This is a genomic window from Serratia sp. MMO-28 (genome assembly GCF_037199905.1).
In the GTDB taxonomy this organism is placed as follows: domain Bacteria; phylum Pseudomonadota; class Gammaproteobacteria; order Enterobacterales; family Enterobacteriaceae; genus Chania; species Chania oryzae.
Window position 1 is genome coordinate 173,172 of sequence record NZ_JBBCVB010000003.1, and the last position, 23,232, is coordinate 196,403.

General features: G+C 52.8%; 19 protein-coding genes. 9 read left to right on the forward strand and 10 right to left on the reverse strand.

What is annotated here, in order from left to right:
* Positions 1-385 precede the first annotated feature (385 nt).
* Positions 386-988, reverse strand: a complete 603-nt coding sequence (locus tag WG891_RS03835) for a helix-turn-helix transcriptional regulator (RefSeq protein ID WP_337263510.1) — start codon at positions 986-988, stop codon at positions 386-388.
* A 1,175-nt stretch (positions 989-2,163) separates the two neighbouring features.
* On the opposite strand from WG891_RS03835, the gene WG891_RS03840 reads away from it, so the two are divergent.
* Positions 2,164-3,438 (forward strand): tetratricopeptide repeat protein, encoded by a 1,275-nt coding sequence (locus WG891_RS03840; RefSeq protein WP_337263509.1) that lies wholly within the window; start codon positions 2,164-2,166, stop codon positions 3,436-3,438.
* A gap of 67 nt (positions 3,439-3,505) precedes the next feature.
* On the opposite strand, the gene WG891_RS03845 is transcribed toward WG891_RS03840, so the two are convergent.
* From WG891_RS03845 to budA, 3 genes are all read right to left on the reverse strand, one after another.
* Positions 3,506-5,101 (reverse strand): ABC transporter substrate-binding protein, encoded by a 1,596-nt coding sequence (locus WG891_RS03845; RefSeq protein WP_337263508.1) that lies wholly within the window; start codon positions 5,099-5,101, stop codon positions 3,506-3,508.
* Positions 5,102-5,226: 125 nt separating this feature from the next.
* A complete protein-coding gene (gene alsS, locus WG891_RS03850) occupies positions 5,227-6,906 on the reverse strand; it encodes an acetolactate synthase AlsS (RefSeq protein WP_337263507.1) in 1,680 nt (559 codons plus the stop codon).
* A 29-nt stretch (positions 6,907-6,935) separates the two neighbouring features.
* Positions 6,936-7,715, reverse strand: a complete 780-nt coding sequence (gene budA / locus WG891_RS03855; RefSeq protein WP_337263514.1) for an acetolactate decarboxylase — start codon at positions 7,713-7,715, stop codon at positions 6,936-6,938.
* Positions 7,716-8,137: 422 nt separating this feature from the next.
* Between budA and WG891_RS03860 the strand changes: the two genes are divergently transcribed.
* Positions 8,138-9,040, forward strand: a complete 903-nt coding sequence (locus WG891_RS03860; protein ID WP_337263506.1) for a LysR family transcriptional regulator — start codon at positions 8,138-8,140, stop codon at positions 9,038-9,040.
* On the opposite strand, the gene eutC is transcribed toward WG891_RS03860, so the two are convergent.
* The 3 genes from eutC to WG891_RS03875 all read right to left on the reverse strand — a co-directional run bounded on the left by eutC (position 9,019) and on the right by WG891_RS03875 (position 12,232).
* Positions 9,019-9,810, reverse strand: coding sequence for an ethanolamine ammonia-lyase subunit EutC (gene eutC / locus WG891_RS03865; protein ID WP_337263505.1), 792 nt, complete (start codon positions 9,808-9,810; stop codon positions 9,019-9,021). The genes WG891_RS03860 and eutC overlap by 22 nt on opposite strands.
* Positions 9,807-11,192 carry an ethanolamine ammonia-lyase subunit EutB gene (locus WG891_RS03870; protein ID WP_337263504.1) on the reverse strand — a complete coding sequence of 462 codons (1,386 nt, stop codon included), beginning with the start codon at positions 11,190-11,192 and terminating at the stop codon, positions 9,807-9,809. The genes eutC and WG891_RS03870 overlap by 4 nt, the downstream gene beginning before the upstream one ends.
* Positions 11,193-11,311: 119 nt before the next feature.
* The gene (locus WG891_RS03875) at positions 11,312-12,232 is read right to left on the reverse strand and encodes a LysR family transcriptional regulator (protein WP_337263503.1); all 921 of its coding nucleotides are present in this window, start codon (positions 12,230-12,232) and stop codon (positions 11,312-11,314) included.
* Positions 12,233-12,328: 96 nt separating this feature from the next.
* On the opposite strand from WG891_RS03875, the gene WG891_RS03880 reads away from it, so the two are divergent.
* The gene (locus tag WG891_RS03880; RefSeq protein ID WP_337263502.1) at positions 12,329-13,321 is read left to right on the forward strand and encodes a bile acid:sodium symporter family protein; all 993 of its coding nucleotides are present in this window, start codon (positions 12,329-12,331) and stop codon (positions 13,319-13,321) included.
* Positions 13,322-13,346: 25 nt separating this feature from the next.
* Here WG891_RS03880 and WG891_RS03885 read toward each other — a convergent pair whose 3' ends face one another.
* From WG891_RS03885 to zipA, 3 genes are all read right to left on the reverse strand, one after another.
* The gene (locus WG891_RS03885; RefSeq protein WP_020827985.1) at positions 13,347-13,562 is read right to left on the reverse strand and encodes a DUF3820 family protein; all 216 of its coding nucleotides are present in this window, start codon (positions 13,560-13,562) and stop codon (positions 13,347-13,349) included.
* Positions 13,562-15,583, reverse strand: a complete 2,022-nt coding sequence (gene ligA / locus WG891_RS03890) for an NAD-dependent DNA ligase LigA (RefSeq protein WP_337263501.1) — start codon at positions 15,581-15,583, stop codon at positions 13,562-13,564. Before ligA ends, WG891_RS03885 begins: the two co-directional genes overlap by 1 nt.
* Before the next feature lie 79 nt (positions 15,584-15,662).
* A complete protein-coding gene (gene zipA / locus WG891_RS03895; protein WP_337263500.1) occupies positions 15,663-16,625 on the reverse strand; it encodes a cell division protein ZipA in 963 nt (320 codons plus the stop codon).
* Between the two features lie 222 nt (positions 16,626-16,847).
* On the opposite strand from zipA, the gene cysZ reads away from it, so the two are divergent.
* The 6 genes from cysZ to WG891_RS03925 all read left to right on the forward strand — a co-directional run bounded on the left by cysZ (position 16,848) and on the right by WG891_RS03925 (position 23,219).
* Entirely contained in the window at positions 16,848-17,609 is a 762-nt protein-coding gene (gene cysZ / locus WG891_RS03900) for a sulfate transporter CysZ (RefSeq protein WP_337263499.1), read from the forward strand.
* Positions 17,610-17,770: 161 nt separating this feature from the next.
* On the forward strand, positions 17,771-18,739 hold the full coding sequence (gene cysK / locus WG891_RS03905) for a cysteine synthase A (RefSeq protein ID WP_337263498.1): 969 nt from the start codon (positions 17,771-17,773) through the stop codon (positions 18,737-18,739).
* A gap of 402 nt (positions 18,740-19,141) precedes the next feature.
* Positions 19,142-19,399 (forward strand): phosphocarrier protein Hpr, encoded by a 258-nt coding sequence (gene ptsH, locus WG891_RS03910; RefSeq protein ID WP_024912576.1) that lies wholly within the window; start codon positions 19,142-19,144, stop codon positions 19,397-19,399.
* A 46-nt stretch (positions 19,400-19,445) separates the two neighbouring features.
* Entirely contained in the window at positions 19,446-21,173 is a 1,728-nt protein-coding gene (gene ptsI / locus WG891_RS03915; protein WP_337263497.1) for a phosphoenolpyruvate-protein phosphotransferase PtsI, read from the forward strand.
* Between the two features lie 49 nt (positions 21,174-21,222).
* The gene (gene crr / locus WG891_RS03920; RefSeq protein WP_076942902.1) at positions 21,223-21,732 is read left to right on the forward strand and encodes a PTS glucose transporter subunit IIA; all 510 of its coding nucleotides are present in this window, start codon (positions 21,223-21,225) and stop codon (positions 21,730-21,732) included.
* A 953-nt stretch (positions 21,733-22,685) separates the two neighbouring features.
* Entirely contained in the window at positions 22,686-23,219 is a 534-nt protein-coding gene (locus tag WG891_RS03925; RefSeq protein WP_244157347.1) for a fimbrial protein, read from the forward strand.
* Positions 23,220-23,232 lie beyond the last annotated feature (13 nt).

The following is a 23,232-nucleotide window of genomic DNA, read 5'->3' on the forward strand; positions in this document are numbered from 1 at the left end:
GAGAAAAATGAGACAAAATAGTACAGATCTGTATTAAAACCGATCATCAAGATTAATCAAAGAGGTAGACTTTGGTTGTTGAAAGCCAGCTCAAAGCGAAAGCATTCGCTGTGCGGAAAGTTCAATCACAGCGGAGAACTTCACCAGAAATGGCCTTAAATGTGAACACGGCTGATCGCTCAAAACGGGGGTTACCACCATCGATTGACTATTTTTTAAACAGAGAAAAATACAATGAATATAATAAGACAGGATAGAATCCTCGTCTTCCTCCCTCACATGCGCATGACAAAACAGCGACCGACTAAGATAAGGGGATTTTCGTTCTATAAGCTTTTGGCGTTCCAATACAAGAAGCAGGTATTGGAACCCGCCAAATAGTGACTTAATGCGCTGGACTAATCGGCAACCGCTTGGTACCAATTTTGCGCAGTATATTAGACTTGTGTGCACTAATGGTTTTTTGGCTTCTTGACAGTTTGATTGAGATTTCCTTATTCGTTGCACCATCAAGGTACATCTTCAGGATCTCCATCTCCCGGCGCGTTAAACCAACTGACTCAAAATACTCTTCATTGAAGAGTTCTGAATTGTCATTCTTCAGGCTATAGATATCCCATGAATAGCAATATCCACCGGCCAGAACCATATTTATCGCACTAAGGAAAAACTCAACACCACTTTCGTACTCAATAACGCCACGTACGTTGCTCAAGTGATTGAAGAATTTATGCAATGATTGCTCTTTTTTGGCCAAAACAAGAACAGGGACGCCAGGCATCAGCATCAGTTTTTTTAAATTCTCAACCGGCTGTGTATCGAGCTTTTTACCATCAATAATACAGATATCATAAGGCTCTGATAATGTCTTATGGCTGCACTCTTCCACACCTTTTAGAATAATTGATGACCCTGCATAACTGGTTTCAATGATGCGGATAATCCCTAAACTTCCGATGTTTTTTTCACCCAAGTATAAAACTTTCATCTTACAATCCTGTTAATATTACCGTCCATATACCCTTTATACTTGAAACTATAGGAGGATTAGTAACCGCCTCTCACTCGGGTTACTGGCCAGAGCCAGCCCATCGACACCCATGCACGCGCCTCCTGACAATGAACACCAGGAGGTTAAACCCCATGAAATACAGTGTGATAGCAGATAGCAACCGCTTATAGAGGAGTGGTAAGCTGTGACTAAAATTCCATTTATCGTCTTTTTTCCATCTATGCTAAATGAGTAGGGTTTACATTTTACTAATTTAAATCTGAGCTATCGCAATTATTATTATCCATATCAGGGATGATTCTACTTTCCCGCAATAGAATAGAAATAAGATTTCACGAAGCCGCATCGTAAGATTATTCCTAAAAGACAAATCGCTAAGGATTTTCTTAGAAGAATAATACATGAACGATAATGAAAAAAAAATAGATTATGTTGATTATTCGTTTAAAAAACCGTAACTCATTGGTTTATTTATAAGAAAATTCTCAAGTTAAAAACAGAAAAAGAACAGGTATACGCAGGAACAATAAGACAACAGATATATTTTCAAGAATATTCCTAAAAAAATATATTAAGCGAACATTGAGAAGATAGCCTCGCTAGCTACCCCCCCACACCGCTCATGCGATAAACCATACCCCCAATTTGGTAAACGAACGGCAAACAAGTGGAAATATCCGTATATACCCTCAATAATTCGAGTGGCAGGAAGGCGGCGACGCAGAGAATCCCCAGGAGCTTACTCAAGTAAGTGACTGGGGTAAGCGAGGAAAGCCAACGCATCTGCAACTTGAAGTATGACGGGTATAGGTAGTAATAGGATACTACACACGACAAACCGAGTCAGACAGGCAATGATACAAAGCCTATCCACACAGGACTACCCGTAATCATTCCGAATATGGCACTCCCCGCTCGCTCATGATATCGTTATTATTATGCGCTGATTGCAGCGCTATATATAATTACCACGTGGATAATAGATATTAAGCCGTTGGCTCTCTCAACCGGGCTATTCTTCATTAATTCGCGTTTTTCAACAGGATGGAATAGTGCTTTTGGCTTTTTGACCAAGAGTACAATGGGGGCAAGGATCGCCCAGCGCAGGCCCCCACATTCAGATCATGTATCCGTTTGAGGCAAGCTTATTTATGCGTCCTTTTCAGAAAAGCCGCCCCACTTCTTCACTTTATGTTGTTCAGGAACAACGTCTTAACGCTCTTGCACAACAGTATCGCGAGGCCATCGCCCTCAATGACTATGCCGCAGGCAAAGCGATTGCAGAAGCCACGCTCCGCTTAGTGCCCCACAATACCGATGTGCTTTCCAGCTATGCGCTGTGCTCAATGCGCACCAAAGACTATGAAAAGGCCTACAAGATCTATAAAAAACTGTTACAATGCCAACCGCTGGAACAACTTCCCGCCACCATGATCGATGGCTTGACGGAGGTCTGCGGCTGGTTAAACCGCCCGGATGAGGTTCGACGCTTTGGTTTAATGTCACTGGAACAAGGTGACCAGAAATTCGCTCGCAACCCGGTCTACCCACTGCCAGCAGCACATCCCCCGGCATTTAATCCGCATAACCCGGAAGAAAACGCCATCGCGTTCACCCTGTTTGGCTCACAGGTCCGTTACTGCGAAAGCGCCATCATGAACGCCAAGGTGAGCAAGGAACTGTTCCCTCACTGGCATTGCCGTTTCTATCTGGACGATAGTGTGCCGCAGGACGTGCAGCAGCGCCTGCACGAAGCAGGAGCCAAGGTGATCACAGTGGCAGGGGAAGTGCATCAGACTATCCCAGCGCTGATGTGGCGCTTTCTGGTGTTGGACGATCCCAGCGTCAAGCGCTATCTCATCCGCGATGCGGATTCATTGCTCTCCGAGCGAGAGCAAGCCGCGGTGGAAACCTGGTTACAAAGCGATTGCTGGTATCACCATATGCGCGATTACTTTACTCATACGGAACTGCTGCTGGCGGGGATGTGGGGAGGCTGCCACAACCCCAACCTGCCTTCGATCATCAACCAGACCCGCGAATACCTGAGCCAGCAGGTGAATCATCGCCGTTTTGTCGATCAATACTTCCTGCGCCAGCATCTGTGGCCCACCGTCAGGCAAAGCCTGCTTAGCCATGACGATCTTTTCGGTTTCCACCAGGCTCAACCTTTCCCAGCACATGCGCCGATTCGCTGGCAGACAGACAAATTCCATGTGGGCAGTAACGCCAGTTATCAGTTAGCGGGCATAGCCAGCCAGAAAGAAGAAGGTGAGTTGCAGCCGTGGGAAGTGGTGGATAAACAGGGTAACCGGTTATGCCAATATGCAACAGTAGTGAAAAACCACGAGTGGCGCGAACTGATGCCTTTCTTTTTGCTGGCCCCTATTCTCGCCGGGGAATGGCAGTTACGTAATATCGATTGATTTGAAAGCCATCAGGGGCCCTGGCTGGGCCCCTGAGGTTGCTGACAAACGGATTTTTAGACCACCATCACTTCTCCAGCGAAACCTGCTTGAAGATATGCTTGCCGAACGGATCGATCTCGTAACCTTTCACTTCTTTGCGCACTGGCTCAAAAATGGTGGAATGGGCGATCATCAGCGCGGGCATTTGCTCGTGCATCATCACCTGCGCCTGCTCATACATTGCCACACGTTTCTGATGATCGTTTTCTTCACGCGCTTTAGCGATCAGCTCATCAAAAGGCTTATAGCACCACTTGGCGGAGTTTGAACCGCCGTTGGCGGAGGTGCAGGTAAACAGCGGGCCGAAGAAGTTATCCGGATCGCCATTGGCGGTCGTCCAGCCCATCAACGCCGTCTGGTGCTCGCCGCTTTTCACCCGTTGCAGATACTCACCCCATTCGAAAGTGACAATCTTGGCCTGCACGCCGATCTTGGCCCAATCCGCCTGGATCATCTCAGCCATCCGTTTGGCGTTCGGGTTATAAGGGCGCTGCACTGGCATCGCCCATAAATCGATGGCAAAGCCCTCTCCCAACCCCGCCTCTTGCAGCAGTTGCTTCGCCTTTTCTGGCGCATAGGCATAATCTTCAATGCTGGCATTGTTGCCCCACTGGGTTGGCGGCAACAGGTTCTTCGCCTGCTGGCCCGCGCCGTGGAACACCGCCTCGATAATCGCTGGCCGGTTCACCGCCATCGCCAATGCCTGGCGTACTTTCACGTTATCCAGCGGTTTTTTCTGGGTGTTGAAGGCCAGAAAACCGATGTTCAGACCCGATTTCTCCATCACCTGAATATTTTTATCTTCGCGCATACGCGCTAAATCAGCAGGATTCGGGAACGGCATTACCTGGCACTCGTTCTTTTGCAGTTTAGCGTAACGCACTGCCGCATCTGGCGTGATGGAGTACACCAGCCGATCGATCTTCGGCTTGCCTTCCCAATACTGGTCAAACGCCTTATAGAGGATCTTGGCGTCTTTCTGGTACTGCAGAAGCTGGAACGGCCCGGTACCGATAGGATCGTTATCCACCCGCTGCGGCGTGCCGGCTTTCAGCATCGCATCGGCGTACTCTGCCGACAGGATGGTGGCAAAATACATGCCCAGATCGGCCACAAACGGTGCTTCCGCACGCGAAAGCTCAAAACGCACGGTATGATCGTCCACCTTGACGATGTTATTGATCAGCGAACCGAACTCCATCGACTCAAAGTTGGTATATGCACCGTTGGACACCTTGTGGTAAGGGTTATTGGCGTCTTTCTGGCGCATAAAGGAGAAGATCACATCGTCGGCGTTAAAATCACGGGTCGGCGTGAAGAATTTATTGCTCTGGAATTTTACCCCCTTGCGCAGATAGAAGGTGTAATTCTTACCGTCTTCGCTCACTTCCCAACGCTCCGCCAGGCTCGGCTGCAGATCGACAGTCCCGACCTTAAAATCCACCAGCCGGTTGTAAATGGCGGCGGAGCTGGCATCCACCGTGGGGCCAGAGGTAAACAGTTGTGGGTTGAAGCCTTCTGGCGAACTCTCTGAACAGAAAACCAGCGTGTTGGCCTGTGCGCTGCTCATTACCGCCAGGGCCAACAGGCCCAGCGTCATTTTTACGATCTTTTTCTGCATTGTCCCATCCCTTAGGTATTAAAAATTAGCTGCACTGATACCAATAAATCAAACAGTTAGGGATGTAAAGCAGAAGTTATGACCGCTTGCCTCAGCAGATACTGAGGCAAGGGAATAAGGCAGGGTTAAATCATCTGGCTGAAGTTCATTTGGGCCATCAGTTTGTAGTTGTCAGCATAATCCACTGGGATCGCCACCACCACCGGCCCCTGAATGGCCATCGCTTTACGCAGCGTCGGCCGCAATTCCTCCACTGTTTGCACGGCAAACCCTACGGCACCACACGCCTCAGCATAGGCTTTGAAATCAATCGGGCCAAACTCGACGCCAGACTTGCGCTGATATTTGCTCACCTCCTGCATGGCCACCATGTTGTAAGCGTTATCCACCCAAATCACATGTACAATATTGGCTTTCAGCCGCACCGCTGTTTCCAATTCCATGCTCGACTGCATAAATCCCCCGTCGCCAGAGATGGATAACACTTTGTCGCCCGGCCGAACCAGCGCCGCACCGATGGCCCACGGCAGGGCAACCCCCATGGTCTGCTGGCCATTCGAGATCAGCAGTTGGCGGGCGCGGAAGCTGTACAGATAGCGTGCGATCCAGATATGAAAGCTCCCCATATCCACACATAGCGTTACGTCATCGCTGACAATCTCCTGCAGTTCCTTAACGATGCGCAGCGGATGAATCGGCATGCCACCACGGCGCGCGGCGCGTTCGGCCAATTCCGCACGTTGCAGGCTGAGATCGGCCAAGATCCGTTCTACCTCCGTCGGTAGCGTGAGCGCATGAGTGAAACCCTCCGTCAGTAAATCAACGGTAGCGCTGATATTGCCCACCAGTTCCACATCCGGGCGGTAGCAGCTATCAATCTCTGCCGGTTGCACATCGATATGCACCAACTTCAGCCGCCTTTGGCTGTTCCACATGCAGGGATCGTATTCGATCGGGCTATATCCCACGCTGATGACCAGATCGGCCTTTTGCAGCAGTTGATCGGCAGGCTGATTGTTGAATAACCCGACGCGGCCCGCAAAGCGCGAAAACTGATTAACCTCAATAACCCCGGCCGCCTGATAAGTCCCCACCACCGGCATATGCGTGCGGTGCAACAGATGGCGCACTGCGGTGCTGTTTTCCGGGCGGCTGGCTTGCAGCCCTAACAACAGTACCGGGCATTTCGCCTGCTGGATCAGTGTTACCGCCGCGCGAATATCCTCAGCCAACGCCGCTCCCAGGCGCGGGGAACGCCCACCGGCCAGCACCGGTGCCGTGACCGGTTCATTAATGATATCCATCGGCAAGCTGATAAACGCCGCCCCCGGGCGGCCAAATTCAGCGCTGCGAAACGCATTGGCCATGACTTCTGAAATAGCCGAACCGGCATGTACCTCGGCACAATATTTGGTCACCGGGCGGAACATACTGACGGTATCCATGCTCTGGTGGGTCTGTTTAAGATTATCAGCACGCTTCACCGCCCCGCCCAAGGCGACAACCGCATCCCCCTCCGAAGTGGCGGTGGCCAGCCCGGTGATCAGATTAGAACTCCCCGGCCCGGAAGTGACCAGCGCCACGCCTGCCTTGCCGGTCAGGCGACCGACCGCCGCCGCCATAAACGCCGCGTTGGCTTCGTGGCGCACCACCACGGTTTTAATCGATGGTTCATCTTCCAACGCATCAAATACCCGATCGATTTTCGCCCCTGGAATACCGAACACCTGTTTCACGCCCTGCGCTTGCAGATTTTTAACTACCAGATCTGCACCACACCGCCAGTGATTGTCTGAACCAACCATAATCCACCTCCTGAAAAAAACGACGCCGATTAACCTTCGGCACAACGAATGGCGCGATCCAAATCCTCTGGACAGAGATCGGCACGCAGGAAATCCGCATCATGCGGTAATTGAAGATTGAGACGAGCGATCACGCCGAACTGCACGCGGCCATGTTCAAGCTGATAGTCCAGCACATGGCCACCACCACGGCGATCGTCGGTGACAAAGTGTTCGTGGTAACCCGCAACGCCAATGCCCTGCATATAATCGGGCGAGCGGAACCCCACCAGCGTGCCGCAGCGCTGATGAAACGCAAAGGTCGGCTGCGCTTCGATCGCCTCCAGCATCGGCTTGTATGGCCGCTCCTGGCGCGGCACGGTGCGGGTTTCCACCTGGCTGAACTGACCATCCACACGTAGCGCACAGAACAGGTTGGCTGAAGCCATCCGCTGGTCGATGCATTGATGCAGCTCTGCTTTGCTGATGGTTTCTTCAATCTGCAGGCTCACGCTGGGCTGGAAAAAAGTGACCACCGCAAACGGCGTTTTTTGCTGCAGGCCGGCCGCACGGGCGCTGCCATCGGCACGCAACTGATGAACCTCTCGATCAAAGGCGATCAGTTCACCGTCGAGATGATTGAAGGTACCAAGACCAAAGTTACCGTGCTTGAGCAACTCGGCAATGGTGACATCACCTTCGTAAACCCCATCAAGCAGGGCACTCATCAATGAGGTCTGATAGATTTCACCCTGACCGCAATCCAGCACTTGTCTGGCAAAGCCTTGCGTCAAATGCTGTACACAGCAACAACCGTGACTTTCATTCATTACCACCTCCTCCACCCGCGCAGCACAGCGGGTGCTACGCGTGACGATGCTCAACGACATGAGCAAACTTGCCGCCGCTGAGGTGCCCATCGGGGCACCTTCGGCCAGCAACGGCAAAAAACTGAGCAACCTGCTAAACTCAACCCGGGCTAAGTAAAATGAAGAATACCTAATGATTATTACCGGGTTCGTATCGCATTAACGGTTAATCTGGCACAGTGATCGGGAATAAACACGGAAGATTAATCCACTTCCCACCAGCAATATGGCAATCTCAAAATCACGACATTCAGGCGTTATTCTCTTTTTAAAAGCAATCATGCAGCAAAATTGCGGTGCTTTACCCTGGTGGCAGAGTAACCTTATCGTTGCCAGCAGAGAACGGCATATTCATAAGCAATGCTTTTGCATATAATGCAAAGATGAATGACGCTCGCTATGCCGAACATCTACCGATCTTTCTCGAAGTGGCCCAACTGGGCAGCTTCTCCGCCGCCGCACGCAAGCTGGGTATGGTGCCTTCTTCACTGGTGCGGCACATCGATACGCTGGAAAGTGAGCTTGGCGTTCTGCTGTTTGTGCGCTCAACGCGTGGGCTGGTACTGACCGAGGCTGGTGAAACGCTGAAAAACCGCGCCTCGCTGCTGCTGGCGGAAATCATCGATATCCGTGCAGAGCTGGCCGCACAAAGCGAAACCCCGCAGGGGGTGCTGCGTATCAGCTGTTTGCCCACCTTCGGCAAAACCTATCTGCTGCCCCTGTTGCCGGAGCTGACACAACGCTTCCCGCGATTGATGGTTGAACTGGATCTCACTGAGCGCCAGACCGATCCGAAACAAGAGTTGCTGGACGCCGCCATTCGGATCGGTGAACAGAAAGACAGTTCACTGTATGCCAGCCGCGTCGCGACACAGCGCTGGATCATGTGCGCCAGCCCGGCTTACGTCGCCCACCATGGGAGCCCAAGTGGCCTGCAGGATTTACCCAACCATCAGTTGATCGCTCGCTATCACAAACAGCAGCCCACCTGCTGGGCACAGATCCTCAGTGATCCCCTGATGAATCAATGCAAGATGGTATTGCGTTGCGATGATTTTTCGGCGCAGCAACAAGCGGCGCGACTCGGGTTGGGCATTACGTTCTTGCCCAATTGGGTGGTAGGGCCGGATATTCAGGCTGGGCGTTTGCTGCCTTTGCTGGCAGATCCGCGCGGTGAAGAACAGGGGATCTATCTGCTGCGCCCGGTGGCCAGAATCTCGGCCAAGCTGAGCGCTTTTATCAATCTGCTCAATGAAAGTATTGGTCAGCCACCAAGCTGGCAATAAAGTGGCGCGATGCGCCCATGCAGCGCCGGATTATCGCTCTCGTCTTTCAGCTCAATGCCGGTCAGACGCCGCTCAAACGCCTGCTCCAACAGCCAGGCCAGTTTGAACGCTGCCTGCGGATAATCCAATCCTTCCGGGCGAATATTAGAAATGCAGTTACGCTCCGACTCCAGCCTGCCGGTATGTGGCCCCCAGGTGAGGTAAACACCGAGGCTGTCCGGTGAGGACAACCCTGGCCGCTCGCCGATGAGTATCGCGACGACCTTCGCCTGCAGGCATTCCCCAATATCATCCCCTAAGGCAACCCGCGCCTGATGCGCCAGCACCACTGGCGCGACGCTGATATCCAGGCGGGCCAGATAAGGCCGCAAGGCCTGTAATAATGGCAACGCCTGGCGGTGAACCGCTTTCGATGAGAGGCCATCGCCAACCACCAGCAGCAGTTCGGCAGGTTTCAGCGCCAAGCTCTGTAACGCTTCACGGCTGGCGAGCGACAGCTTTCTGCCCAGATCCGGGCGGCGCAGAAAAGTGCTGCGATCCGCCGCTGCACTGCGCACCGTTAGCGTTTGCCACCCCTCATGCTGCAAACTATCGGCTAACCGTTCGCTGTCGAAAGGCTGATGCACCGCATCACGCGCCTGCGCATGTGCCAAACCAAACTTCAGCAATTCCTGCGTCGGCAGGCTGGCACCGGTGCGGCCCAGGGCGATACGCGCATCGGTAAACGCCCGCAGCGCATCCCAAGCGTTGGTATGAACCAGTTTGCTCATCGGTTACCCCCTTGTAATCCCAGCAACAGCGGATGGTTGGCCGCAGTATCACGCAAACGCCCGGCCGGATCGGTAATCTGCATCTGTATCAGCCAGGCGGCAAATTCCGGCGCATGCTTCAGGCCCAGCAGTTCGCGGATATACAGCGCATCGTGAAATGACGTGCTCTGATAATTGAGCATGATGTCGTCAGCACCGGGCACGCCAATCAGGAAGGTCAGGCCAGCGGTGGCTAACAAGGTGAGCAGCGTATCCATATCGTCCTGATCCGCTTCGGCATGATTGGTGTAGCACACGTCGCACCCGAGCGGCAGGCCAAGCAGCTTGCCGCAGAAGTGATCCTCCAACCCGGCGCGGATGATCTGCTTACCGTCATAGAGATATTCCGGCCCGATGAACCCCACAACGGTATTGATCAGCAGCAGCGAGAAGTGCCGCGCCACGGCGTAGGCACGCGCCTCGCAGGTTTGTTGATCGACTCCGTGATGCGCATTGGCCGACAAGCAACTGCCCTGCCCGGTTTCGAAATACATGACGTTATTACCCAAGGTGCCGCGCTGCAGGCTCAACGCGGCCTGCTGAGCCTCGGCCAGTAACGCCAGGTTGATGCCAAAACCGCTGTTGGCGGCTTCGGTCCCGGCGATCGACTGGAACACCAAATCCACCGGCGCGCCGCGCTCGATCAGCCGTAACGTATTGGTCACATGAGTCAACACGCAGGATTGAGTAGGAATGGCAAAGCGCTGGATCACGTCATCCAGCAGGTAGTTAAGCTTTTCCAGCAGAGGCAGGCTGTCGCTGGCAGGATTGATGCCTACTACCGCATCACCGCTGCCATACAGCAAGCCATCGAGCATGCTGGCGGCAATCCCTTGCAGGCTGTCGGTGGGATGATTAGGTTGCAGCCGTACGCTGAGATGGCCAGGCAGGCCAATGGTGTTGCGAAAGCGGGTAACGACGCGGCACTTTTTCGCCACCAGAATCAGATCCTGATTGCGCATGATTTTACTGACCGCCGCCGCCATTTCCGGCATAATGCCCGCCGCCACCTGCGCCAACATCGCGCTATCCGCCTGTTCGCTCAGCAACCAGTCGCGGAAATCACCGACCGTCAGATGCGAAATCGGCATAAACGCCACGGTATCATGATGATCGATGATCAGCCGGGTGACTTCATCCTGCTCATAGGGCACCAACATCTGCTGCAAGAAGGTTTTCAGCGGTACGTCTGCCAGGGCCAAGCGTGCCGCTACGCGCTCCTCTGCACTGCCGGCGGCCAACTCCGCTAAATAGTCGCCGGAACGAGGCGGTGAGGCTTTTGCCATCAACTGACGTAAATCACTGAAACGGTAACTGCGCTGGCCTAGCGTTGCCTGATACATAGTTTCCCCTGAAGCCGATGGGTGGCAGCAAAGTTGCAAGGTCTGTACCCAGTGTAGTCATCTCTCTAAGCAATGGGATCTATGATGTTTTGACAATCAATATATTGCCTCAGTCTGACTCAATACTCGGCCTGTTGCTGGCGCTGCTGCTGTAACCGCTCCGCCTGTTGGCGCACGACCTGCCATATCACCTCTGCCGCTGGCGTCAGCGAGCGGTTTTTACGCCGCACCAGCATCAACGCCCGGTTAATCTCCGGCATCAGCCGCCGCACCTTCAGTTGCCCCCCTTCCGGCAGCGGTAGCGCCAGGGCCGGAAAAATGCTGATACCAATGCCCGCCGTTACCATCGGGAACAGCGTGGCCGGGTGGCCGATTTCCTGCACTACCTGCGCCTCTACCCCCTGCTGGCGTAAAGCGCCGTCGATCAATGGTCGGCTACCGGAAGCATAATCCTGTAACACCAGCCGGCAACCGTTAAGCGCCGCCCACGGCACTTCAGGTTGGCTGGCAAACGGATGATCGTTGCGGCACAGCAGCAAAAAGGGCTCGTACAGGATCGCTTCGCAGTCCAGATCCACCGCCTGAATCGGGTCAACCACAATGCCGAAATCCACCTCGGCGTTACGGATGCTTTTCAACACCTGCTGCTGCGACTGATCGCGCAGCACAATACGGATATCGGGATACTGCTGCTCGCCAGCGGCGATACACTGCGGCATCAGATGAGCAGAAATGGTCTGGCTGGACGCCACGCGCACCGTGCCGCTGCGTTGCACGCCAAAGCTGCGTGCATCCAGCAGCGCAGTCTGTAACTCGTCCAGCAGGCGTTCAACGCGATTGGCCAAGCGCAAACCAGCATCGGTCAGCACCACTTCACGAGTTGTGCGATCCAGCAGGCGCACGCCCACTTCGGCCTCCAGCTCTTTGACACTGTGGCTGACGGCCGACTGCGTCAGGCCCAAAACCTCCCCGGCACGGCTGAAGCTGCCATGGCGCGCGATGGTGACAAAAACCCGGAGCTGCTTGAGAGAGTAATTCATGTTTTTTATTCATAAATGAATTAAATAAATCAATTTTATTATTATATCGTGCCGCGCGAGAATCACCGCATCGATTTCTCTTCTGAGTCAGTCACCATGAAGTTTCTTCCCGATCGTTTTACCCTGACGCTGGTTGCCACCGTGCTGCTGGCCTCATTTTTGCCTGCACGCGGCGAGTTCGTCGCTTGGCTCCATGGGCTCACCGTGGCCGCCATCGCCCTGCTGTTCTTTATGCACGGTGCCAAGCTTTCCCGCGAAGCCATCCTGGCGGGCAGCAATAACTGGCGTTTGCATCTGTGGGTGATGTGCAGCACGTTCATCATCTTCCCGGTGCTGGGGGTGCTGTTTCAATGGTGGTCGCCCGTCAACGTCAGCCCTGAGCTGTATACCGGCTTTATTTATCTGTGCATTCTGCCCGCTACGGTGCAATCGGCCATTGCTTTTACCTCGCTGGCCGGGGGAAACGTGGCTGCAGCGGTATGCAGCGCTTCGGCCTCCAGCCTGTTGGGGATTTTTGTTTCGCCGCTGTTGGTGGGCCTGTTGATGAACGTGCACGGCGATACCGGCGGGTTGCAGCAGGTCGGCACCATTGTGCTGCAACTGCTGGTGCCATTTATTGCCGGGCATCTTTCCCGCCCGCTGATCGGTAAATGGGTCGAACGCCATCGTAAGCTGATTGGCAAAACCGATCAGACCTCGATTCTGCTGGTGGTTTATACCGCCTTTGGCGAAGCCGTGACGCACGGTATCTGGCATCAGGTGGGCGTGGGATCACTGGTGTTTATCGTGGTGGTCAGCCTGGTATTGCTGACGTTGGTGCTGGTCATGAATACCTATATGGCGCGCTGGCTGGGCTTTAGCAAACCCGATGAAATCACCATCGTATTTTGTGGTTCAAAGAAAAGCCTGGCTAACGGTATCCCGATGGCTAATATCCTGTTCCCGGCGGCCACCGTGGGGATCATGGTGTTGCCACTGATGATCTTCCACCAGATCCAGCTGATGGCCTGCGCGGTGCTGGCAAAGCGTTATCAGCAAAAACAGCAGGAAAAACAGACGATGTTGAGCACTGAAACTTCGCAAGGATAAATCAGGTGGGCATACGCCCACCGGTTCAGCTTTTCTTGAGCGGCTTGACCAGGTGGTCAAGCCCTTCAATTTTAATCGCCAACGTCATTTCCATCAGCATACCCAGCTTGCCGTTAGGGAATTCGCCTTTGCGGGCAAACCACAGCAGGTACTCTTCCGGTAAGTCGATCAGCACTCGGCCCTGGTATTTACCAAAAGGCATCACCGTGTTGGCAATCTCAAGCAGGTTCTCTTTTTCCATCAGGCACCTAACAGGCGGATCATTTCCGCTTCGTCGATCACCGTAATCCCCAGTTCCTGCGCCTTGACCAGCTTGGAACCTGCTGCTTCACCGGCAATCACCAGATCGGTCTTCTTGGAAACGCTGCCGCTCACCTTGGCTCCTAATGCAGTCAGGCGATCTTTAGCTTCATCACGAGAAAGCTGGCTGAGTGAACCGGTCAGGACCACGGTTTTACCGGCAAACGGGCTGTCGATCTCTTCTGCCACCACCACGATCGGTGCCGGCCAGCTGATGCCGACTTCCGGGCTGACCAACTCTTCGATCACCTGCTGGTTATGGGCTTCAGCAAAGAAATTCACCAGGTGCTTGGCGACCACTTCCCCAACATCTTGCACTTCTTTCAGCGCGTCCAGATCGGCCGATCGCAGTTTCTCCAGCGAACCGAAATGGGCCGCCAGATTCGCCGCCGTCGCTTCACCGACTTCACGGATACCCAGCGCATACAAGAAACGGGCAAACGTGGTTTGTTTGGCGGTTTCCAGCGCGTTAACCAGATTCTGCGCCGACTTCGGCCCCATGCGATCCAGCCCGGTCAGAATGCCGGCGGAAAGGCGGAACAGATCCGCAGGGTTATGGACATACTCTTTGTCCACCAGTTGCTCGATGATTTTTTCCCCCATGCCGTCGACGTCCAGCGCGCGGCGCGAGACAAAGTGCTTCAACGCCTCTTTGCGCTGAGCACCGCAGATCAAGCCACCGGTGCAACGTGCCACCGCTTCGCCTTCCACTCGCTCGACGTCAGAGCCACAAACCGGGCAGTGCTGCGGGAACACCACCTCGCGCGCATCCTGCGGGCGGCGCTCTTCCATCACCCCCACCACCTGCGGGATAACATCCCCGGCCCGGCGCACAATGACCGTGTCACCAATGCGCAGGCCGAGGCGGTCGATCTCATCGGCATTATGCAACGTCGCGTTGCTGACAATCACCCCGGCAACCTGCACCGGCTCCAAGCGGGCAACCGGGGTGATCGCACCGGTACGCCCCACCTGGAACTCGACTTCACGTACGATGGTGATCTGCTCCTGCGCCGGGAACTTGAACGCAGTTGCCCAGCGCGGCGCACGCGCCACAAAACCCAGGGTTTCCTGCAGATCGATATCGTCAATCTTCACCACTACGCCGTCGATATCGAAACCAAGCTGGGTGCGGTCTTGTTCAACCTGACGATAAAATGCCAGCACTTCGTCGCTGCCGGTGCAGCATCTGACACGATCGCTCACCGGCAGGCCCCAGGCTTTAAACTGCATCAGGCGTTGCCAATGGCTGCGCGGCAGCTCGCCCCCTTCCAGCAGGCCGACGCCGTAGCAAAAGAAGGTCAGCGGACGTTTAGCCGTGATGCGCGGATCAAGCTGGCGTATAGAACCCGCCGCCGCATTACGCGGGTTGGCAAATATTTTGCCGTCTTTACGCCGGGCTTCTTCGTTCATCTGCTCAAAACCGGCCTGCGGCATAAAGACTTCACCACGCACCTCCAGCCGGGAAGGAATGTTATCCCCAGTCAGGCGCAGCGGAATGGCGCGAATCGTGCGCACATTGGAAGTGATATTCTCCCCGGTGGTACCGTCGCCACGGGTGGCTGCGCGCACCAGTTCACCGTTTTCGTACAACAGGCTGACCGCCAGACCATCCAGCTTGAGTTCACAGCAGAACGTCAGCGGCTCGCTGCTTTTCAGGCGATCCTGTACGCGCTTGTAAAACGCCAGGTAGCCCTCTTCATCAAAGACGTTGTCCAACGAGAGCATCGGCACTTCATGATGCACCTGCTCAAACGCCGCCAAAGGCGCAGCGCCGACGCGCTGGGTCGGTGAATCAGCGGTAATCAGCTCTGGATGCGCCTGTTCCAAAGCACGCAATTCCTGCATCAGACGATCGTATTCCGCATCCGGGATCTCCGGCGCATCAAGCACGTGATACTGATATTCGTGATGGCGCAGTGAGGCTCGCAGTTGATTGATTTTTTGGTTGATCGATTCCATGGCTCACCATCAAAAGATGAAAAGCCCCCGGCTGGCGGGGGCTAGAAATGACAGACTGTTCAGTGCGGTTGCTTTCCGGTCAAGCGTGCTTGTTGTCCAACACTTCGCGGATGCGCGCTTTGTAGGTTTCCAGCTTCTGCGGCGTCATCATACGGCGCTCGTCATCCAGCACCACCCCGCCTACATCGTCGGCAATGCGCTGGGCCGATTGCAGCATCAGCTTGAAGTTCTGATTAGCGTCGCCATAAGACGGCACCATCATAAACATGGATACACCCGGCGTAGAAAAATCAGACATCATCTCAGGATCAAACGATCCTGGCTTGACCATGTTGGCCAAGCTGAACAGCACCGGGCCGCTGCCTGCAGGGCTGATATGGCGATGGAAGATCCCCATTTCACCAAATTGGAAGCCCGCCTGCAGCACGCTCTGCAGCAAAATTTCGCCGCCAATCACGCCACTTTGATGCGCCGCAACGTGCAGCACCAGAACGGTTTCTTTCAGTTTTGCCGGTTCGAGCGGTTCTGCCGGTACCGGTTTCGCTTCCGGCTGCGGTTGCTGCGCGGGTTCAGCATGGCGGAATTCAGGTTGCGGCGCAGGCGTTGGTGGCAAATCGTCAACACGCGGCTCACGGCGCGGCGCGGGTTGCTGCGGTTCGTCGTCTTCGTCATCCTGTGCGTAGTTATCCAGCAGGATGTCATCATAGTCCGGCCGCTGTGAAAGCGGTGCAGGCTGATGAGCAACCGGCGGAACAGGCCGTGAGGCGGGCTTCGGCGCAACCGCTGGCTCTTCGCGTGCAGCATCGAAATGACCCAATGACGGTTCATCCTGAGGATGAGCGGCACGAATACGCACCTCTCCGACACCTTCAGCAGGTTCGTCAAATGGAGTGGGTTCACGTTCTTTCTTCGAACGTTTGGCTGGGCGATCGCGAAAAATCGACGAGCGTTCTTTACGGCTGGTCCAAAGACCATGCAATAACAACGCTATTATGGCGATCGCGCCAACAACGATTAATATCAGACGCAAATCCTGCATCATTGCTATCTCTGTTGTTCCAATACATTGCCACCACGGCAAACATTCACTCTTTAACTCTATTTGCCTGCACGCACAAGTGCAAGTGCGTGCTGAACTTTATGCCAATAAAGATGATTATACTGCACTTTTTTGCTGTTTTTTCAGCCAGCAGCACCCTAGCCAGTAGAAAACCATACCGATATGATAGAGATGCCTGTTCTGACAAAGAGATAAACTTAAGATATGTCCTATACGCAACCTGCTTCAAAACCCACCAGCGGCATGCATTATTTTGCTGAAGGATGGCGCCTGATTTCGCGCCCAGGGATTAAACGCTATGTGGTCTTACCGTTGCTGGTTAACGTACTGCTGATGGGATCCGCCTTCTGGTGGCTGTTCAGCCAACTGGGCGCTTGGATCCCCAGCATGATGAGCCATGTGCCTGATTGGCTACAATGGTTAAGCTATTTGCTCTGGCCGTTAGCGGTTATTTCCGTTCTATTGGTATTCAGTTACCTGTTCAGTACGCTCACCAACCTGATCGCCGCCCCGTTTTGCGGATTGCTGGCCGAACAGCTTGAAGGCAGCCTGACCGGAAAACCGCTGCCGGATACCGGCATCTTCGGGATCGTGAAAGATCTTCCCCGCATCATGGCGCGCGAATGGCGCAAACTGATGTATTACCTGCCGCGCGCGCTGCTGCTATTGGTGCTTTATTTCGTGCCCGGTATCGGCCAGACGCTGGCACCGGTGCTGTGGTTCCTGTTCAGCGCCTGGATGCTGGCGGTTCAATACTGCGATTATCCGTTTGATAACCATAAAGTCAGCTTTGCCGATATGCGCCGTGCGCTGCGCCAGCATAAAACCGACAATCTGCAGTTCGGAGCGCTGGTCAGCCTGTTCACCATGATCCCAATTCTGAATCTGGTGATCTTGCCGGTTGCTGTGTGCGGTGCCACCGCGATGTGGGTGGACCGTTATCGCTCACAGTTTGCTCGTTATTGATGATCGCACTTAAACCCAGGGCGCCTTTAGCGCCCTAGTAATTGGGCATAAAACTTATTCTCTAATAACATATAGATATACCAATTCTTTACTTCCCTGCCGGGGCCGTTAGCGTATGCTTTCTATGTTCCCTACATTTTCATAGAGTTAAAGGACGGGCTATGAGCAAGATATATGAAGACAACTCATTAACAATCGGCCATACGCCGCTGGTTCGTCTGAACCGTATCGGTAATGGACGCATTCTCGCCAAGGTTGAATCTCGCAACCCAAGCTTCAGCGTCAAATGCCGTATCGGTGCCAATATGATTTGGGACGCCGAAAAACGCGGCATTCTCCGCGCCGGTAAAGAACTGGTAGAACCCACCAGCGGTAACACCGGTATTGCCTTGGCCTTCGTGGCGGCAGCACGTGGCTATAAGCTGACGCTGACCATGCCGGAAACCATGAGCATTGAACGCCGCAAATTACTGAAAGCGCTGGGGGCTAACCTGGTGCTGACCGAAGGTGCAAAAGGCATGAAAGGTGCGATTGCCAAAGCCGAAGAGATTGTGGCGACCGATCCCGATCGCTACATCCTGCTGCAGCAATTCAGCAACCCTGCCAACCCGGAAATCCATGAAAAAACCACCGGCCCGGAAATCTGGGCAGATACCGATGGCGAAGTGGATGTGTTTATCGCGGGCGTGGGTACCGGTGGGACACTGACTGGCGTTAGCCGTTTCATCAAAAATACCAAAGGCAAAGCCATTACTACCGTAGCGGTTGAACCTACTGATTCACCGGTCATCAGCCAAGCGTTGGCAGGCCTTGAGATTAAGCCAGGCCCGCACAAAATTCAGGGCATCGGTGCCGGTTTTATCCCTGGTAACCTGGATCTTGGCCTGGTCGATCGCGTTGAGCAGATCACCAACGACGAAGCCATCAGCATGGCGCGCCGCCTGATGGAAGAAGAGGGAATTCTGGCAGGAATCTCTTCTGGTGCGGCAGTTGCGGCCGCGGTCAAACTTTCGCAAAACCCAGCCTTTACCGATAAAACAATTGTGGTTATTCTGCCTTCCTCAGGTGAACGCTATTTGAGCACCGCATTGTTTGCAGATTTGTTCACAGAACAAGAACTGCAGCAATAACGCAAGCAGTGCACAAAAAGCTAAAAAAGCACCTCCCGGGGTGCTTTTTTGTGGACTGGATCAAAGTTTATACCCATCAAAGATTGATTTTAGCCTCTGGCTTTAGTATTTAACCGGACAATTATTTCGGTACGCGAAATTAATCATCTTCCGCCTATTGTTTGAGCTGAATCGATTTACTTGTGTGTCGCCAAGGCGCAAAACACGGCATAATGGGGAGTTGATTGAAATGGCATCAAAAGCCAGTCTTTTTTTGATCTGGCATGACTAAAGCGTCGTTTTGTGTTGCATCAACGCTCGCCCCTGTACCATAGTCAGGCACTAACCAGACAGGCTAAAGTCGCGCCGTTAGGCTAAACTTTAGCTCCACAACACTAATCTAAATAAGTTGGGGAAACATCAATGTTCCAGCAAGAAGTTACTATTACCGCTCCGAATGGTCTGCACACTCGCCCTGCCGCTCAATTCGTTAAAGAAGCCAAAGGCTTCGTCTCTGACATTACCGTCACCTCCAACGGCAAAAGCGCAAGTGCCAAGAGCCTGTTTAAACTGCAAACTCTGGGCCTGACCCAAGGGACCGTAGTAACCATCGAAGCTGTTGGTGAAGACGAGCAGAAAGCCGTTGAGCACTTGGTAAAACTGATGGCAGAGCTTGAGTAATCGGCCCGTCTTTTTAGTTAACACCAGTCAAGAGTAAGGTAGGGTTATGATTTCAGGCATTTTAGTATCACCGGGTATCGCTTTTGGTAAGGCTCTCCTACTGAAAGAAGATGAGATTGTCATCAACCGGAAGAAAATCTCTGCAGACCTCGTAGAGCAGGAAGTCTCGCGTTTTCTGGCAGGCCGAGCTAAGGCATCCGAGCAGTTAGAAGCGATCAAGACCAAAGCTGGCGAAACCTTCGGCGAAGAGAAGGAAGCTATCTTCGAAGGCCACATCATGCTGCTGGAAGACGAAGAGCTTGAGCAGGAAATCATAGCCCTCATCAAAGACGATCTGGCGTCCGCTGATGCAGCCGCTTATACCGTGATTGAAGGACAGGCGAAAGCGCTGGAAGAGCTGGATGATGAATACCTGAAAGAACGTGCGGCTGACGTGCGTGACATCGGTAAACGTCTGCTGCGCAATATTCTGGGCATGGCGATTGTCGATCTAAGCTCGATCCAGGACGAAGTGATCCTGGTTGCGGCCGATCTGACCCCGTCAGAAACTGCACAGCTGAATCTGGACAAAGTGCTGGGCTTCATCACCGATCTGGGTGGCCGCACTTCCCACACCTCCATCATGGCCCGTTCACTGGAATTGCCCGCTATCGTAGGCACCAGCGACGTGACCAAGCGGGTGAAAAACGACGATTATCTGATTCTAGACGCCGTTAACAACCAGATTTACGTTAATCCGACAGCCGACGTCATCGAGCAGTTGAAAGCCGCACAAAATCAGTATATCAGCGAGAAAAACGAACTGGTTAAACTGAAAGACCTGCCTGCCATCACGCTCGACGGCCACCAGGTTGAAGTTTGTGCCAATATCGGTACCGTGCGCGACGTCGCCGGTGCAGAGCGCAATGGCGCTGAAGGTGTTGGCCTGTACCGTACCGAATTCCTGTTCATGGACCGCGACTCGCTGCCGACTGAAGACGAGCAGTTCCAGGCTTATAAAGCCGTTGCGGAAGCCATGGGCTCACAGGCAGTGATCGTCCGTACCATGGACATCGGCGGCGATAAAGATCTGCCGTATATGAACCTGCCGAAAGAAGAAAACCCGTTCCTTGGCTGGCGCGCGATCCGTATCGCAATGGACCGCCGGGAAATCCTGCACGCCCAGCTGCGCGCCATCCTGCGTGCTTCCGCCTTCGGTAAACTGCGTATCATGTTCCCGATGATTATTTCAGTGGAAGAAGTCCGCGATCTGAAAGGTGAACTGGAAACGCTGAAAGCCCAACTGCGTGAAGAAAACAAGGCGTTTGATGAAACGATCGAAGTAGGCGTAATGGTGGAAACACCGGCTGCAGCAGTGATCGCTCACCATCTGGCGAAAGAAGTCGACTTCTTTAGTATTGGGACAAACGATCTTACCCAGTATACTCTGGCTGTAGATCGCGGTAATGAGCTGATTTCTCATCTCTATAACCCGATGTCCCCATCAGTGCTTGGCCTGATCAAACAGGTTATTGATGCATCTCATGCGGAAGGCAAGTGGACCGGTATGTGCGGTGAACTGGCTGGCGATGAACGTGCTACACTGTTGCTATTGGGCATGGGGCTGGATGAGTTCAGCATGAGTGCGATTTCAATCCCGCGCATCAAGAAAATTATTCGTAATACGAACTTCGAAGATGTGAAGGCGTTGGCAGCGCAAGCCTTGGCTCAGCCAACGGCGCAAGATTTGATGAATTGTGTGAATAAGTTCATCGAAGAAAAGACGCTCTGCTAAACTTCCACGACACTGGAACGCCGCCCAATTTAATGCTTAGGAGAAGATCATGGGTTTGTTCGATAAACTGAAATCTCTGGTTTCTGATGACAAGAAAGACACGGGCACTATCGAGATTGTCGCTCCACTTTCTGGCGAAATCGTCAACATCGAAGATGTGCCTGACGTTGTTTTCGCCGAGAAGATCGTTGGTGACGGTATTGCTATCAAACCTGCAGGCAACAAGATGGTTGCTCCGGTTGACGGCACTATCGGCAAGATTTTCGAAACCAACCATGCGTTCTCTATCGAATCTGACAGCGGTATTGAGCTGTTTGTCCACTTCGGTATCGATACCGTTGAGCTGAAAGGCGAAGGCTTCAAGCGCATCGCTGAAGAAGGCCAGCGCGTTAAGAAAGGCGATGTTATCATCGAGTTCAACCTGCCACTGCTGGAAGAGAAAGCCAAGTCGACCCTGACTCCGGTTGTGATCTCCAACATGGACGAGATCAAAGAGCTGATCAAACTGTCCGGCAGCGTTATCGTGGGTGAAACCCCGATCATCCGCATCAAGAAATAATTACCGTTGGTGATATCAGCCAGCTCATGCCAGTCGGTTAACCCTGACTGGCATTTTTCTTTCAGTTCTGCTCACTCGTGGCGATGCCACTGCCAGAGCCCAAATTCCTGTTATGCTCCAGATTCACCGAGAAAACGCTCACAACTCCCCCTGAGCCAGCTCCTTGCTACAGAATCCTAGATAAAATACGAAGCTTTTGTCATGCAACAATCTCTCGGCCGCCTGATCTCATGCCTTAAAGCGCTGAAAGTTCAGATTTCCTCAAGTCTTATACAGTATAAGTATTAATCAATTACCTCCTCACTGGTTGATATTTGTACTAAAATAATGTTTTTATATAATTTAACTCAATAAAATCATTCTGAATTTTTAACCATTCCAGAGGAAATGATATTTATGCATATCATGAAACAAAATATCATCTTCCAATATACCAAGACATGTCCTATAGTGCTCAACATCAAATAACCTGTTGGTTAGATGTTTTTAAGTGATATTTTCGACATATCAGAATATGTAGCCGTTGAGAATAAAAAACTTATTTATTTCAGGAGGAAATAATGAGCATCAATAACATGGAAAAAGACACCCACTTCACTCCCCCGCTAATTGGAATAGCAGTTACTGAGCTGTTATTCAAGCAGCCACATTATTTCTAAACGTTATCACTTAGATAGCGTAATGAACATTCGTGTACTTACCATCTAAAAAGAGCGCCTATAAATACAACGGCCCTCACATTAATTAAGATGAGTAATTAAAGGCACATTTAATATATGTAGCGCATTAACTCCGCGCGGCCAGAGTACAATATTATTCGTTTGCTTTATTAGTTCGTGTAATAGGTTTTTCATGCTGTCTGTGGCGTATATATGTCACGTAACCTCTCCGGGTATCCGGAATATTATTATCTCTATATATAAGGAAATATGATGCGCAAGATCCTATCAACTATGACCCCAGTTGCTCTGTTGCTGTTGGCTGCCGCTGGTAATGCTCAGGCTGCTTCCAACGCCCAGCTCACTGTTACTGGTACTGTAGTAGCAGCCACCTGTGACGTTAGCCTGTCCACCAACAACCTGGACCTGGGTAACCATACGCCAGCCGACTTTACTGCTGTGGCAACTCCGGTTGTAGCAAGCCAGAAATCATTCACCGTAGGTGTCAACAACTGCCAGACTCCATTGCTGGGTGGCGACACGGCTAACCTGGTAGTGAGTGGTCAAACTCTGGGTGGTAACCCGAATATCTTTAACAGCACTGGCACCAATACAGGTGTAATGCTGCGCCTGGCCTCTGCTCCAGCAGGAACTTATATCAAGAGCGGAGACAAACTGTTAGTTGCTACTGCTGGCGCAACTCCAGCACAAACTGACTTCAACGGTAAGACTCTGAGCCTGCAGGCTGGTTTAGCAGCAACGACAACCACTGGTGTAAACATCGGTGCTGTCAACGCACCAGTTCTGTTCAGCTTTGCCTACAACTGATTTATATCCCGGG

Coding starts and splice junctions, on each gene's coding strand:
- WG891_RS03835 (WP_337263510.1), bottom strand. CDS start 988: ATGAAAGTTTTATACTTGGGTGAAAAAAACATCGGAAGTTTAGGGATT.
- WG891_RS03840 (WP_337263509.1), top strand. CDS start 2,164: ATGCGTCCTTTTCAGAAAAGCCGCCCCACTTCTTCACTTTATGTTGTT.
- WG891_RS03845 (WP_337263508.1), bottom strand. CDS start 5,101: ATGCAGAAAAAGATCGTAAAAATGACGCTGGGCCTGTTGGCCCTGGCG.
- alsS (WP_337263507.1), bottom strand. CDS start 6,906: ATGGTTGGTTCAGACAATCACTGGCGGTGTGGTGCAGATCTGGTAGTT.
- budA (WP_337263514.1), bottom strand. CDS start 7,715: ATGAATGAAAGTCACGGTTGTTGCTGTGTACAGCATTTGACGCAAGGC.
- WG891_RS03860 (WP_337263506.1), top strand. CDS start 8,138: ATGAATGACGCTCGCTATGCCGAACATCTACCGATCTTTCTCGAAGTG.
- eutC (WP_337263505.1), bottom strand. CDS start 9,810: ATGAGCAAACTGGTTCATACCAACGCTTGGGATGCGCTGCGGGCGTTT.
- WG891_RS03870 (WP_337263504.1), bottom strand. CDS start 11,192: ATGTATCAGGCAACGCTAGGCCAGCGCAGTTACCGTTTCAGTGATTTA.
- WG891_RS03875 (WP_337263503.1), bottom strand. CDS start 12,232: ATGAATTACTCTCTCAAGCAGCTCCGGGTTTTTGTCACCATCGCGCGC.
- WG891_RS03880 (WP_337263502.1), top strand. CDS start 12,329: ATGAAGTTTCTTCCCGATCGTTTTACCCTGACGCTGGTTGCCACCGTG.
- WG891_RS03885 (WP_020827985.1), bottom strand. CDS start 13,562: ATGGAAAAAGAGAACCTGCTTGAGATTGCCAACACGGTGATGCCTTTT.
- ligA (WP_337263501.1), bottom strand. CDS start 15,583: ATGGAATCGATCAACCAAAAAATCAATCAACTGCGAGCCTCACTGCGC.
- zipA (WP_337263500.1), bottom strand. CDS start 16,625: ATGATGCAGGATTTGCGTCTGATATTAATCGTTGTTGGCGCGATCGCC.
- cysZ (WP_337263499.1), top strand. CDS start 16,848: ATGTCCTATACGCAACCTGCTTCAAAACCCACCAGCGGCATGCATTAT.
- cysK (WP_337263498.1), top strand. CDS start 17,771: ATGAGCAAGATATATGAAGACAACTCATTAACAATCGGCCATACGCCG.
- ptsH (WP_024912576.1), top strand. CDS start 19,142: ATGTTCCAGCAAGAAGTTACTATTACCGCTCCGAATGGTCTGCACACT.
- ptsI (WP_337263497.1), top strand. CDS start 19,446: ATGATTTCAGGCATTTTAGTATCACCGGGTATCGCTTTTGGTAAGGCT.
- crr (WP_076942902.1), top strand. CDS start 21,223: ATGGGTTTGTTCGATAAACTGAAATCTCTGGTTTCTGATGACAAGAAA.
- WG891_RS03925 (WP_244157347.1), top strand. CDS start 22,686: ATGACCCCAGTTGCTCTGTTGCTGTTGGCTGCCGCTGGTAATGCTCAG.